The sequence below is a fragment of the Bacillus paralicheniformis genome (assembly GCF_002993925.1).
Lineage (GTDB): Bacteria > Bacillota > Bacilli > Bacillales > Bacillaceae > Bacillus > Bacillus paralicheniformis.
In genome coordinates this window covers 4,039,259-4,052,324 of the sequence record NZ_CP023665.1, presented here as the reverse complement: position 1 = coordinate 4,052,324, position 13,066 = coordinate 4,039,259, and the positions used below count along the sequence as shown (strand labels likewise).

Below are 13,066 nucleotides of genomic sequence, written 5' to 3'. Positions count from 1 at the left end.
ATGTTGTCATTAAGCATACTTGATCAGACTCCCGTTTCTGAAGGAAGCACACCTGAACAGGCTTTACAGCATACGGTGGAGCTCGCGCAAGCGGCGGAGCGCCTCGGATACAAGAGATTTTGGGTTTCCGAGCACCATTTTTCAAGAAACTTGGCAGGATCAAGTCCGGAGGTTCTGATCGGTTATCTTGCGGCTAAAACAGAGAAGATCCGTATAGGATCCGGCGGCGTCATGCTTCCCCATTACAGCGCCTACAAGGTGGCAGAAAACTTCCGCGTCTTGGAAGGACTTGCGCCCGGAAGGATTGATCTCGGTGTCGGACGTGCTCCGGGAGGGATGCCGATCGCTTCCATGGCTCTTCAAAATGGAGGAAGACGGATGACTGACCAATATCCCGAACAAATTCAGGATCTCGTCACATATTTACACGATCAAGCCGATGAACACCACCGCTTTCCCAACTTGATCGCATCGCCGAACGTGGCCGCAGCGCCCGCTGTCTGGCTGCTCGGCTCCTCAGGGGAAAGCGCGAGGCTTGCCGCCCAAACAGGGGCATCGTATACATTTGCCCAATTTATTAACGGCGAAGGCGGAGAAGAGGCGGCCAGACTTTACAAAGAGAGGTTCGAACCTTCTGTATTGGGTGAACAGCCAAACGTGATCATTGCTGTATTTGTGATTTGCGCTGAGACAGAAGAGAAAGCGGAGAACCTTGCAAAAAGCTTGGATTTCTCTTTATTAGCCAATGAACAGGGGATAGTGACCGAAGGCTTTCCATCATTGGAAACGGCGCTGTCATATCAATATTCTCCTTATGAAAGAAAGAGAGTGGAAGACAATCGAAAACGGATGGTCATCGGGACGCCGCGGCAGGTGAAGGAACAGCTGCTTGAACTGGCCGGCGCTTACGGAACGGATGAAATCATGGCGGTGACGATCACCCACGATTTTCAAGACAGGCTGGAATCTTACCGGCTGCTGGCCGAAGCGTTTCATCAGTCAATTTAACGTTTTTGCTGAAAAAAATCGAGAAAATGGCGGATCGGGAAAAGAATAAACAGAATGCATATGTATAAAGCTGTAAACAGCCAGCTGAGCGGAACGAGGATGACGGTATCGACGGTTTGCTCCGTTGCTTTTTGAAAAGGCTTGGGCTCGCGCTTCTGCAGGTTGACGGCGAAGTACAAAATCGTGAAAAATATAAAGCAGACAATAAGGAAGGATAAGCCGAATAATACGATAAAAGAAAGCATATATACGATGTCCTCCGATTGCTTTTTTCACGTTTTGAAGAGAAGGGAGAGCTTCTCCTGAACGCATTATCCGTATTTTAACATATAAAAGCCTTGTTGAGTGGTTCTCAACAAGGCTTGTCATTATTCGACGATAAAAGGGTCTTCCGTCAGAATGTAGCTTGATTTTCCTTTGGCGGACGCATAGGCTAGCATATAGTATTTTCCGGACTTAAGGGTTGCGGCGTCATTGATTTTGCCGTTCCATTGATAAGATTGATAGCCTTTGCCTTGGTTTTTATAAACGCCGGCCTGCCCGAGAAGGTTCAGATTTTCATCATAGACGAGAAATGCGAGCTCTTCAGCCCCGCCCGGCAGGTAGGCTTCGATCGTGTAAGCACCCTGCTTTGCCCCCGGTTCAACCGTTACGGATGTGACGCGCGGGTAGTCAGGCTCTTTGACGATCAACAGGAGCGGAATTTCGGCGACTTTTCTGCCTCCTTCACGGACGTAAACCGTGCCTTCATATGTGCCTGCTTTCGTTTTGGCGGAATTGACGGTTACTTTTGCCGTTGCTTTACCTGTTTGATGGGCCGGTACCACGACTCGTTCCGTTCCTGATACCGTGATGCCCGCTCCTTTAAAGGAGTATTCGAGCTGATAGGCTTTTCTGAATGAAGAAAGGTTTTCAATTGTGAACGCTTGTTTTTTCGTTTGTTTTCCTTTGTCTTTCAGGAACGTTCCGTATGAGTGGCTGCCCGGCGTTACAATTGATGAAGCATGAAGGGCCTCGATGATGCGGATGCTGCCCGCTCCTTGCGTATTGTGAGGGAGAGGCTTTCCGTTTTCATCCGTCAATTTTTCCGCCGTATTCATCAGCACGCCTTTGATTTGCTCTGGCGTCCAATCCGGTTTGGCCTGCTTTAATAGGGCTGCCGTTCCCGCGACATGCGGGGAAGCCATGCTTGTACCCTGCTTTGAACCGTAACCGTGAGGGTTTTTCGGATCGTGGGTCGGAATGGTGCTGACGATATTGACGCCTGGCGCTGAAACGTCAGGTTTAATCATCCATGTATCCATGACAGGTCCGCGCGACGAGAAGGAGGCAATCGTTTCCCCGAGCTTTTTGTCCAATTTGAAAGAAAAGACAGCAGAGCGTTTCCCTTCTTTGATCTGTTGAACAAGCTTTTCGCCCTCTTCTTTCGACAATTTGACAGTCGGTACAGCCATCCCCATAACGTTGGCCTCGATTTCCCCTGTTACATTATTGTAAATCACGGCTCCGACAGCACCGGCGTTTTTGGCGTTTTCGGCCTTATCCACAAATGGAATGACGCCTCTTTGGATAACCGCTACTTTTCCTTTCACATCTTTGCCTTTGAAATCGTCAGCTTGTCCGATGCCGGCTTCAACAAGTTCCACGTCTTGACCGTTCAAAGCTTCAAGATCTTTTTCCTCCTGGTATCCCATCACTTTTGCTGACGAATACGAAGGAAGCCTCACAGAATATTCATTATATGGAAGCTGCGAGGCGCCGACGGAAATCGCATCCCTTGAAGTTCCCGGCGAGCCGACCGTCCAGTTTTCCGGTCCGCTGTTTCCGTTTGACGTAACGGCGACAACTCCTTCGGCCATCGCCCAGTCCAGTGCGATGCTTGTTGCATAATCAGGGCTGTTCAGTGAATTGCCCAATGAGAGGTTCATCACTTTTGCTCCGTCCGCGACGGCTTTTTCAATGCCTGCAATCACGTTCTCGGTTGTTCCTGAGCCGCCGGGGCCGAGCACACGGTAAGCAAGAAGCGTTGCTTCAGGCGCCACCCCTTTAATCTGACCGTTCGCGGCGATGGTCCCCGCAACATGGGTGCCGTGATCAGTCGCTTCTCCGCGCGGGTCGCCTGCCGGTGTTTCTTGTGGATCATAGTCATTATCCACAAAGTCATACCCCTTATATGGGCCGAAATTTTTCTTTAAGTCAGGATGTGTGTAATCCACACCCGTGTCAATGACAGCTACCTTAATGCCTTTACCGGTATAGCCTGATTTCCATGCCTGATCTGCTCCGATGTACGGTGCACTTTTATCCATCTGTGGATAAATGGCATCCGCTGCAAGTGTCACGTCTTTTCCTTTTATGCTGTCAGGTTTGTAAGCTGCGTTCGGATAAACCGCTTTTACTTCCTTGACGGCGAGCAGCTTCGGAATTTCACTGGCCGGCAGTTTCATTGAAAAACCCGAAAATACACGGTCGTATTCGCGGTTTATTTTCGCTTTTTTGAGTGTTTTCAGCGCACTGTTTTTCGCTTTGCTGCGAGCGGTTTTTAAAGAAGCTTTCGTTTGCTTTTCCCCATCCGCTTTTGCTTCGGCAAGCGACTTTTCTTTCAGCTCCACAATAACTGTTGTCTGTTTATCAGACGTCACATCAATATCACCGTAGATTTCAGCTTTCTCAAGTTCAGGCGACTTTTGATCGGGAACGGATGTTGCCTGCACTCCGGTGAGGAATGTGGATAACGAAAATAATAGAATAAAAGCCATAACGAAATAGCGCATGATACTTTTTCTCAATCTGTTTTCCCCCTTACGGATAAATGGTTTCTTTGTAATCCTTAGAGTTTCGAACTTTTAAAATATTCTCTCAGTTTCAAAAAAATCCTTCTATATATAGAAATAATTTTCAAAGATTCAATGTATTGGAGTGGATGTCTTTAGATTTATGCACAATTTACTGTGTATAAGTGAATAAACTTGTGTATAGATATTGTAGGGAATATACGTTCTTATACTAAATGTTGAATAAATATGTGGATATGTGGATATACCCTGTGGGTAATATGTGTTTATCCTTAGGATAAGCTGTGAGTAAGTTACATTCATGGTTTGTTTCCGTTGAATCATGCGTTTCCATCAGTTTTCAACAAAACTTCTAAAAACTAGAATCATTTTGCACACACATTGTGACAAACATTTTCATTTTGCTGGGATAAGATAGAGCAAGAAAGTTTAATAGAGTTGCTAGTTTTATCACAACGAAACTGGAGGGGATCGGTATGAAAGGTTTGATATCATTTTTAAAATTATGGACGGCCGTGCTGCTGAATGCGGTGGTGCCTGTCAGAGAGACTCAGATGAAGGTGATGGCGTTCGCCGGCGGTACATATCAGGCTGCCGATGCTTATCAGGCAGGCGGCTTTTCGGAAAAAAGAGAAGAATCAACAGAGCGGATGTCGGGCTGTAAGAGAGCGATGCCCGGCAGTTTTACGACAGAACCCAACCGGGCTGTTTGCCAAAAAGCGGTGAAGAGGGTAAGAGCCGGACCAACTCTTTACACGGGAACTTAAACAAGGTAAAATCCCACTCATAACGGGAAGTGGGTGACGGCTTTGAAAATCTATAAAGTATTGAACAACAATGCAGCAATCATAAAGGAGGATGGTCAAGAAAAAATTGTCATGGGGCCTGGTATCGCTTTTCAAAAAGGCAAAAACGATACCATTCCAAGAAACAAGGTAGAAAAAATTTTTACCATTCATGAAGAAAATGAAAAGTTTAAACAAATCCTCGAAACACTTCCGGAAGAACATATTGAAGCTGCCGAAGAGATCATCAGCTATGCGGAAGGGCGGCTGTCCGCACCGTTGAGTGATCATATCCACATCGCCCTTGTGGATCATTTGTCATTTGCGATCGAGCGAGTCCGCAAAGGATTCGTCATTCAAAATAAATTATTAAATGAAATCAAAGCGCTTTATAAAAAAGAATATGAGATCGGACTCTGGGCAATCGATTTGGTCAAAGAAAAATTGAAAGTCGAATTGCCTGATGATGAAGCGGGTTATATTGCGCTGCATATTCATACCGCAAAAATGGATGCGGAAAACATGCAGAAGACGCTTAAATACACGAACATCATCAAAGAATTGATAGAAAAAATCGAATGCTGTTTCAATCAGAAGATTGACGAAAACAGCATCTCATATCAGCGTCTTGTCACGCATCTCAGGTATGCCATCAACAGGCTGGAATCAAATGAAGCGTTTCATGTCATGGACGATGACATGCTTTATTTCATCCGGAAAAAGTATCCTGAAAGCTACCAGTGTGCGGCAGGGCTGGCGGATTACGTGAAAACTGAATATGATCTTCATCTTCCGGAATCGGAAGTCGGATATATTACGCTGCATGTCCAGCGTTTAAATGATTCCTATAGGTAATACCGCCTGATAACGCGCGATCAGGCTTTTTTAGGTCGATTTTCACAGAAAATAAAAAAGTAGTTGACGAAAGCGTTATCACATAATAAAATGAAAGCGTATTAAAAAATAAATACCGGGGATTGTGACTGGTAAAGCAGGCAAGACCTAAAATTTGCTAGATGAATGGGGAGAATCTATCCGCCATTCGTTGGTGAATTTTAGGTCTTTTCTGCTTTTTTAAAAAAAAAAAAGGAGGAGTCATCATGAATCACAAAGAAATCGCCGTACGTCTTATACAGCTTCTTGGCGGAGAAGATAATGTCATCAGTGCAGCTCATTGTGCGACAAGGCTTCGTTTGGTGATCAAGGACGAAGCGAAAATCGACCAGGAAAAGGTCGAAGAGCTGGAAGGTGTAAAAGGAGCCTTTTCGAGCTCTGGCCAATACCAGATTATTTTCGGAACAGGACTTGTTAATAAAGTGTATGAACAGTTTGCCAAAGAGCTGAATCTTGACCAAAAGGAAACGGTTCAGCACAGCGATGCCGCAAAGGGAAAAATGAATCCTTTAGCGCGATTCGCGAAAACGCTGTCAAATATTTTCGTGCCCATCATCCCGGCCATTGTTGCAAGCGGTTTATTAATGGGGCTGTTGGGGATGATGAAGGCATTTCAGTGGGTCGATCCTGATGCAGCACTGTATAAAATGCTTGATATGTTCTCAAGCGCGGCATTTATTATCCTTCCGATCTTGATCGGTGTCAGTGCTGCGAAAGAATTTGGCAGCAATCCTTACCTGGGGGCTGTACTTGGAGGTATTTTAATTCACCCGAGCTTGTTCAATCCTTGGGGACTGGCAACTGCATCTCCGGATGTGATGAACTTTTACGGGCTCAAAATTGAGATGTTGGGCTATCAAGGAACCGTTGTTCCAATTTTGCTTGCCGTGTATGTGATGAGTAAAATCGAAAAAGGCGTAAGAAAAATTGTTCCAAACGCGATCGATCTTTTAGTGACACCGTTTGTCACGATTATTTCAACGGGATTTATTGCCTTTATCGCAATCGGTCCTTTAGGAAGAATGCTTGGTACAGGGATCACGAACGTTTTAACTTATGTGTATGATCTTGCCGGACCTGTTGCCGGACTGATTTTCGGAGGAACATACTCGCTGATCGTTTTAACTGGTGTTCACCACAGTTTCCACGCGATTGAGGCCGGCCTTATCGCTGATATCGGCAGGAACTACCTGCTTCCGATCTGGTCTATGTCCAATGTCGCCCAAGGCGGGGCCGGACTTGCCGTATTCTTTTTGGCAAAGCGCGCAAAAACAAAAGAAATCGCTTTACCTGCTGCTTTCTCTTCTTTTCTCGGCATTACCGAACCTGTTATTTTCGGTGTTAACCTCCGTTACCGCAAGCCGTTTATCGCGGCAATGGCTGGTGGAGCGCTCGGTGCTGCATACGTTGTCTTTATGAATGTTGCGGCAAACGCCTACGGTTTGACGGGAATACCGATGATTGCGATTGTTGCCCCGCTTGGAATGGGCAACCTGATCCATTATTTAATCGGAATGGCGATCTCTGTGTCTGTCGCGTTTATCACAGCCTTTATCTTAGGAATTAATGAAGACGAGAAAAAGTGACGGAAGGAGGGGAAAACGATGAATCAAGATCAGGAGCTTCGTCAAAAGGCAATAAACCGGGTTGAAGAATACCGGGATATTGTAAACCTTGATCCCTATCGGCTGCATTATCACATCATGCCTCCTGTCGGACTGCTGAATGATCCGAACGGGTTCATTCAGTGGAAGGGAATTTACCATCTTTTTTATCAGTGGATGCCTTTTAAAACGGGGCACGGTGCAAAGCTGTGGGGGCACTACTCTTCAACAGATCTCGTGAACTGGCGGCATGAAGAGATCGCCCTCACGCCGAGCGACTGGTTTGATAAAAACGGCTGTTATTCAGGAAGCGCGATCGCTGAAAATGATGTGCTCCACCTGTTTTATACGGGGAATGTCAGAGACGACGAGGGAAATAGGGAGACCTATCAATGTCTCGCCGTCTCGAAAGACGGCATCTCGTTTGAAAAACAGGGGGTTGTTGCAAGGCTTCCGAAAGGATACACGGCTCATTTCCGCGATCCGAAAGTATGGAAAAAGAGTGGCAGCTGGTACATGGTGCTCGGCGCCCAGACTGAAAAACTTGAAGGCAGAGCGGTGCTATTTCAATCGGATAATTTGAAAGACTGGCAGTTCCTTGGCGACATCACAGGTTCAAATACAGATCAGCTCGGGAAATTCGGCTATATGTGGGAATGCCCTGACATGTTCGAACTAAACGGCAAAGACGTCTTAATTGTCTGTCCGCAAGGCCTTGAAGCAAAAGAGATGCGCTACCAAAACGTCTATCAGTCAGGTTATTTTGTCGGTGAATTGAACGAGCAGAAACCGGGTTTTACACACGGAGACTTTGAAGAGCTTGACCGCGGCTTTGATTTTTATGCGCCGCAGACGACAAAAGACGAATCAGGCCGGAGGATACTGGTTGCCTGGATGGGTGTTCCGGACCAGGATGAACAGAGCCAGCCGACGATTCAGCATCAATGGGTGCACTGTATGACATTGCCGAGGGAATTGCATTTGCAAAACGATAAAATCGTTCAAAAACCGGTCGCGGAGCTTAGAACGCTCCGCCAAAACGAAAAACGCGCAGCAATATCACTTAATCAAGGCACCGAAAAACTGGACATTGTTCAACCGGACAAAACCGAGCTTTTCATCAGCCCGCAACTTATTGAAGACAGCTTTGAGATTTCCTTCAGGGGTGCCGCGCGACTCATTTACAATAAAGCTGACGGCATCATAACTTTGGAAAGAAACAGCTATGTTGATGAAAGAACGGAAGCCAGACATTGTCGTTTGCATGAGCTCCGCGATTTAAACATCTTTTTAGACGCGTCTGCGATTGAAATCTTCGTCAATGGGGGAGAGGAAGTCTTTACGGCAAGATATTTTCCTTACCCGGGAAATAATGATGTTTGGATCGGTGCCAGAAAAGAAATCATAGTGAATGTAACATCCTGGACGGTCGCATAAAGGGAGCGGGTGCGGTTTGCTATTTTCTGTACAATCCCTTTATGATATGCTTTTTTTAGAGAGAGTGCAGTGAAAAAGGGGTTGTTTTTTTGGATCAAAACCAGCAGAAGTTGACAGCTGTGCGTTTGAAAAAAATAGCGGATCATATTGAGGATACGAGAGAGGAATACAATGGTTTGCTCCTTCAGATGAAGAAGCTGATCGGCGGTATTGAAGATAAAACAATTCCGGATGATGAAGAAATACAAAAGAAACTTCAAGACACTTATGAACAAATGAAAGAATATGCTCTTTTTGTGGAATCGATCGAGACTTTCTTAAGATCATCTGCAAGAACGATCAAACGCGAAAGCTAAATAAAAGCCAGCCCCTTTTAATGGGGCTGGCTTTTATTTGCCGCTGAGCCGTAAAGCGGAGTGCTTCGTCGGCCCGACGTATTGATTCAAACGGAATGATTCGCGGATGGCTTCCGTAATAAATGTTTTTGCAGAATAAATGGCTTCTTTTACATTTGAACCTTTGGCGAGTTCAGCCGTAATCGCTGCGGAATAGGTGCAGCCCGCCCCGTGCGTGTATGGAGTTTCAATTCTTTCTCCTTCGATGACTTCTGCATCCCGGCCGTCAAATAATACATCTACCGCTTTTTCGTGATTCAGTTTGCCTCCTCCTGTAATGAGGACGTGTTCAGCGCCGAGGCCGTGAATGACTTTTGCCGCTTCCTTCATTTGCTCAACCGTTTTAATTTCTCCAAGTCCGCTGAGCTGGCCGGCTTCAAAAAGGTTTGGCGTAATGACCGTGGCAAGCGGAGTCAAAAGCTCTCTTAAAGCCTTTGCGTGTTCGGGATACAGCACTTCATTTGCTCCTTTACATACCATAACGGGATCAATGACGACATTTTTCATGCTGTGCTTCTTGATTGTGTCTGCCGCCAATTCAATGATATCAACGGTCGGAAGCATGCCCGTTTTCATCGCATCTACCCCGATGCCGTCCACAATCGTCGACAGCTGGGCGCGGATGACTTCTGTATCAACTGGGAATACCTGGTGATTCCAGTTGTTCTCAGGATCCATGGCGACAACAACCGTAAGGGCCGTCATTCCATAGACGTTCTTTTCTTGGAACGTTTTTAAGTCGGCCTGAATGCCGGCGCCTCCGCTTGAGTCAGAGCCGGCGATTGTCAGTGCTTTGTGCATTGTCATGTTCAGTCAATCCTCCACGATAAGAGATTCCATCCAAAGTTGGTTTATTACTTATTATAGACAGCTTTTCGCAAGATCACAATGAAATGGCTGCCGCTTTATAGTGCAGCGGTCCTCTGCCAAATTTCGTGAATGGATTGGCATAAAAAACCAAACCATCTTTTGATCCATGTGAAATTATTCGCATTATGATTTAATATGTTTAGAATGAAATAAGAAGGAGCGTATATCACAAATATGAACATATCTATCGTAGTTGTCACGCACAACCGGGTCACCGCTTTGTGCGAATTGCTTGAATCCATTACAAAACAGTCTGTTGCACCATTTGAAGTCATTATTGTTAATGATGCCGGGGAGAGCGTCGACTTTGTTGAGCGCCTTTATTCAGACCTTCCGATCAGAGTTATCCATCTGAAAGAAAACGTGAAGCATGTAAAAGCGAGAAATATAGGGGTGAAAGAAGCTTCCGGAGATGTTATTATGCTGTGTGATGATGATGATTTTTTCACTCCTTGCCATATGGAAAGAATGTTGAATGCGCTGGAGACCGCCGATTTTGTTTATTCGGATGCTGAGATTGTGTCTTTCGAAGAAAAAGAGGATAAAAGAATTCCGACAAGCCGTTATCTTTTTGCGTATTCCTTTAACTTGGATGAAATGAGGAAGTTTTCTACATATGTTCCTTCAGGGAGTATGTACAAACGGTCTCTTCATGACGAGATCGGCTATTTTGATCCTGCTGTCCACAATTATTGGGATTGGGACTTTTTCCTGAGAGCAGCTGAGCGCTTTCGCGTGAAAAGGGTTCCTTTTGCAAGCGTCATCTATGCGTTTTCAGATCAGGGTGACAACCAATCCGGAGATCTTGGCGGAATGAGACAGTATTATTTGGATGTCTTGAGTGAAAAGCATCAGCTTGGCAAGCTGCCGACAAAGAACTTTTTCGTACTTCTCGAAGAACCTGCTATGAAAAAAAGGGAAGCGGAAAGCGAAATCGTCTGGGACGGAAAACCGGTCGCATCCAGGCTTTCCGCTGCAAGACAATTGAGTTAAGGAGGCCTGAACATTGAAACAGATTTTGAATGACAGCTGGTGGCAGCAGCTGAAGGACGAGTTTAATAAGCCTTACTATCAAGAACTGAGGGAAATGCTGAAAAGGGAGTATGCAGAGCACACCGTATATCCTGAACCGAACGATATATACAATGCTTTGCATTATACTTCCTATGAAAATGTTAAAGTCGTGATTCTCGGCCAGGATCCGTATCATGGCCCGGGGCAGGCCCATGGCTTAAGCTTTTCCGTACAACCCGGTGTCAATCCGCCGCCTTCTTTGAAAAATATCTTTATAGAATTGCAGAATGACATTGGCGCCGACATCCCTAATCACGGTTCTCTCGTCAGTTGGGCCAAGCAAGGCGTTCTGCTGCTGAACACCGTTTTGACTGTGAGACGGGGCCAGGCAAATTCGCATAAAGGAAAAGGGTGGGAACAGCTGACAGACAGTATCATAGATGTTTTAAACAAAAGAGATAAGCCGGTCGTTTTTATTCTCTGGGGCCGGCATGCCCAAATGAAAAAAGAGCGAATCGATACATCCAAGCATTTCATTATCCAGTCGCCGCATCCGAGCCCATTCTCGGCTAGAAACGGGTTTTTCGGGAGCAGACCGTTTTCAAGAGCCAATCAGTATTTGGAACAAATCGGTGATGAGCCGATTGATTGGTCCCTTCCGAATCTTTAAAATCGCGAGAACCGCTAAAATAAGCGGTTCTTCGTTTGTCTGGCTCCTATCTACCTGAGAAGTTTTTTGATGATTCGCAGCCCGTTTTTTGATGAAGGGTAACGGAATGAAATGTCAAACAGGTTTGTCTGTTTTAAAACGCTTTTCTCGTGGGAAAACGTCTTAAAGCTGTGATACCCATGGTAACTTCCGATTCCGCTTTCGCCTACGCCGCCGAAGGGGAGGTAAGGTGTGGCTGTGTGCATCAGCGTGTCATTGATGCATCCCCCGCCAAATGAAATCCGGCTGAGGATGTGCTTCTGTACCGGTTTTTCATTCGTAAACAAATAGAGCGCGAGCGGTTTAGGGCGGCTTTGAACCATTTGGATAACGTCTTCGATTGTTTCATAGCCGATGACAGGAAGGAGCGGCCCGAAAATCTCTTCCTGCATGATCGGCGATTCCCAGTCGGGTTCATCGATAATGGCCGGAGCAATTTTAAGTGCGTCTTTTTGATACGTTCCGCCTGTTACGATATTCTCGTTGTGTAAAAAGCGGAGTAACCGTTCGAAATGACGTTCGCTTATGATTTTTCCGTACGCCGGATGGCTTTCCGGCGCTTTTCCGTAAAATGTTTGGATCGATTGCTTCAGAGCGTGCAACAGCCCGCTTTTCACATCTTTGTGTACGAGCAGATAATCAGGCGCAATGCACGTCTGTCCTGCGTTTGTCAGCTTTCCGAAAACAATCCTTTGAGCTGCAAGCTTAAGATCAGCATCCTTGTGCACGATGCAGGGGCTTTTTCCGCCAAGCTCAAGTGTGACTGGAATGAGCTGTTTTGCTGCGGCTTCCATGACGACTTTGCCCACGGGAACACTGCCTGTAAAAAAGATATAGTCAAATTTTTGCCGCAAAAGCACTTGATTCGTCTCCACCCCGCCCTCAATAACGGATACATATTCGGGGGGAAAGATTTCTTTAAGCATCTTGGATATGACGCTGGATACAGCGGGAGCAAGCTCTGACGGTTTGATGACGGCCGTATTCCCCGCAGCAAGTGCGCCGATCAGAGGCGAAACGGCAAGCTGAAACGGATAGTTCCATGGCGCGATGATCAGGACCGTGCCATAAGGCTCCGCAATGACGATGCTTTTTGAACCGATGTGCGAGACGGCCGTTTTCGCCTTTTTCGGCTTGGCCCATTTTTTTAATCGTCTGCTGATGAAGCGGATTTCTTCCAGTACAATGCCGATTTCCGTCATATAGGCTTCGTGCTCTGATTTATTAAGGTCTTTCTGAAGGGCTTCAAGTATGTCCCGTTCATATTTTTTTACAGCATTCTTAAGAATGTTAAGCTGTTCCAGACGATTTTCAACAGCGAGTGTTGCCCCGCTTAAAAAATATCGCTTTTGCTCGGTAACGGTCGTTTCGATGGAGGGTGTACGTTCTGCCATTCCCTGATTCCTTTCGCTTTTAGAAATTCGAGTGAAGTTTTTTTTCATTATGTGTGACAGCCTTTTCAGCTGTCAACTTTTAGCCGTAAGAAAATCGGCGTTTTCTACCTGCGTTTGCCTGCAGATATCTTTTTTAAAAGTGCAAAAGGTGATATTTCACA

The 13,066-nt window shown here is 45.9% G+C and carries 12 protein-coding genes; 8 read left to right on the top strand and 4 right to left on the bottom strand.

Features of this window, described 5'->3' with window-relative positions; all coding sequences use genetic code 11:
• Positions 1-1,008 (top strand): LLM class flavin-dependent oxidoreductase, encoded by a 1,008-nt coding sequence (locus CP943_RS20715; protein WP_025810610.1) that lies wholly within the window; start codon positions 1-3, stop codon positions 1,006-1,008.
• Here CP943_RS20715 and CP943_RS20710 read toward each other — a convergent pair.
• Positions 1,005-1,253, bottom strand: a complete 249-nt coding sequence (locus CP943_RS20710; protein WP_023857017.1) for a hypothetical protein — start codon at positions 1,251-1,253, stop codon at positions 1,005-1,007. The two genes, CP943_RS20715 and CP943_RS20710, sit on opposite strands and share 4 nt — an antisense overlap.
• 123 nt (positions 1,254-1,376) lie before the next feature.
• On the bottom strand, positions 1,377-3,797 hold the full coding sequence (locus CP943_RS20705; RefSeq protein WP_075212885.1) for a S8 family peptidase: 2,421 nt from the start codon (positions 3,795-3,797) through the stop codon (positions 1,377-1,379).
• Positions 3,798-4,279: 482 nt separating this feature from the next.
• On the opposite strand from CP943_RS20705, the gene CP943_RS20700 reads away from it, so the two are divergent.
• From CP943_RS20700 to CP943_RS20680, 5 genes are all read left to right on the top strand, one after another.
• The gene (locus CP943_RS20700) at positions 4,280-4,570 is read left to right on the top strand and encodes a hypothetical protein (protein WP_023857019.1); all 291 of its coding nucleotides are present in this window, start codon (positions 4,280-4,282) and stop codon (positions 4,568-4,570) included.
• Positions 4,571-4,612: 42 nt separating this feature from the next.
• Positions 4,613-5,443 carry a PRD domain-containing protein gene (locus CP943_RS20695; protein ID WP_023857020.1) on the top strand — a complete coding sequence of 277 codons (831 nt, stop codon included), beginning with the start codon at positions 4,613-4,615 and terminating at the stop codon, positions 5,441-5,443.
• 245 nt (positions 5,444-5,688) lie between these two features.
• Entirely contained in the window at positions 5,689-7,068 is a 1,380-nt protein-coding gene (locus tag CP943_RS20690; protein ID WP_023857021.1) for a sucrose-specific PTS transporter subunit IIBC, read from the top strand.
• Between the two features lie 18 nt (positions 7,069-7,086).
• Entirely contained in the window at positions 7,087-8,523 is a 1,437-nt protein-coding gene (locus CP943_RS20685) for a sucrose-6-phosphate hydrolase (protein ID WP_105981282.1), read from the top strand.
• 89 nt (positions 8,524-8,612) lie between these two features.
• Positions 8,613-8,879 (top strand): hypothetical protein, encoded by a 267-nt coding sequence (locus CP943_RS20680; RefSeq protein ID WP_023857023.1) that lies wholly within the window; start codon positions 8,613-8,615, stop codon positions 8,877-8,879.
• Between the two features lie 33 nt (positions 8,880-8,912).
• Here the strand turns inward: CP943_RS20680 and CP943_RS20675 are convergent, their stop codons facing one another.
• Positions 8,913-9,725: a bifunctional hydroxymethylpyrimidine kinase/phosphomethylpyrimidine kinase gene (locus CP943_RS20675; protein WP_075212888.1), complete on the bottom strand. Its 813-nt coding sequence runs from the start codon at positions 9,723-9,725 to the stop codon at positions 8,913-8,915.
• Positions 9,726-9,962: 237 nt separating this feature from the next.
• On the opposite strand from CP943_RS20675, the gene CP943_RS20670 reads away from it, so the two are divergent.
• A complete protein-coding gene (locus CP943_RS20670; protein ID WP_020453338.1) occupies positions 9,963-10,781 on the top strand; it encodes a glycosyltransferase family 2 protein in 819 nt (272 codons plus the stop codon).
• Between the two features lie 13 nt (positions 10,782-10,794).
• Positions 10,795-11,472 carry a uracil-DNA glycosylase gene (locus CP943_RS20665; RefSeq protein ID WP_020453337.1) on the top strand — a complete coding sequence of 226 codons (678 nt, stop codon included), beginning with the start codon at positions 10,795-10,797 and terminating at the stop codon, positions 11,470-11,472.
• A gap of 50 nt (positions 11,473-11,522) precedes the next feature.
• Here the strand turns inward: CP943_RS20665 and CP943_RS20660 are convergent, their stop codons facing one another.
• Positions 11,523-12,905: an aldehyde dehydrogenase gene (locus CP943_RS20660; RefSeq protein WP_103749424.1), complete on the bottom strand. Its 1,383-nt coding sequence runs from the start codon at positions 12,903-12,905 to the stop codon at positions 11,523-11,525.
• Positions 12,906-13,066 lie beyond the last annotated feature (161 nt).

Excerpts from the sequence above, each read along its gene's own strand:
- CP943_RS20715 (WP_025810610.1), top strand. The coding sequence starts at position 1 with ATGTTGTCATTAAGCATACTTGATCAGACTCCCGTTTCTGAAGGAAGC.
- CP943_RS20710 (WP_023857017.1), bottom strand. The coding sequence starts at position 1,253 with ATGCTTTCTTTTATCGTATTATTCGGCTTATCCTTCCTTATTGTCTGC.
- CP943_RS20700 (WP_023857019.1), top strand. The coding sequence starts at position 4,280 with ATGAAAGGTTTGATATCATTTTTAAAATTATGGACGGCCGTGCTGCTG.
- CP943_RS20690 (WP_023857021.1), top strand. The coding sequence starts at position 5,689 with ATGAATCACAAAGAAATCGCCGTACGTCTTATACAGCTTCTTGGCGGA.
- CP943_RS20685 (WP_105981282.1), top strand. The coding sequence starts at position 7,087 with ATGAATCAAGATCAGGAGCTTCGTCAAAAGGCAATAAACCGGGTTGAA.
- CP943_RS20675 (WP_075212888.1), bottom strand. The coding sequence starts at position 9,725 with ATGACAATGCACAAAGCACTGACAATCGCCGGCTCTGACTCAAGCGGA.
- CP943_RS20670 (WP_020453338.1), top strand. The coding sequence starts at position 9,963 with ATGAACATATCTATCGTAGTTGTCACGCACAACCGGGTCACCGCTTTG.
- CP943_RS20660 (WP_103749424.1), bottom strand. The coding sequence starts at position 12,905 with ATGGCAGAACGTACACCCTCCATCGAAACGACCGTTACCGAGCAAAAG.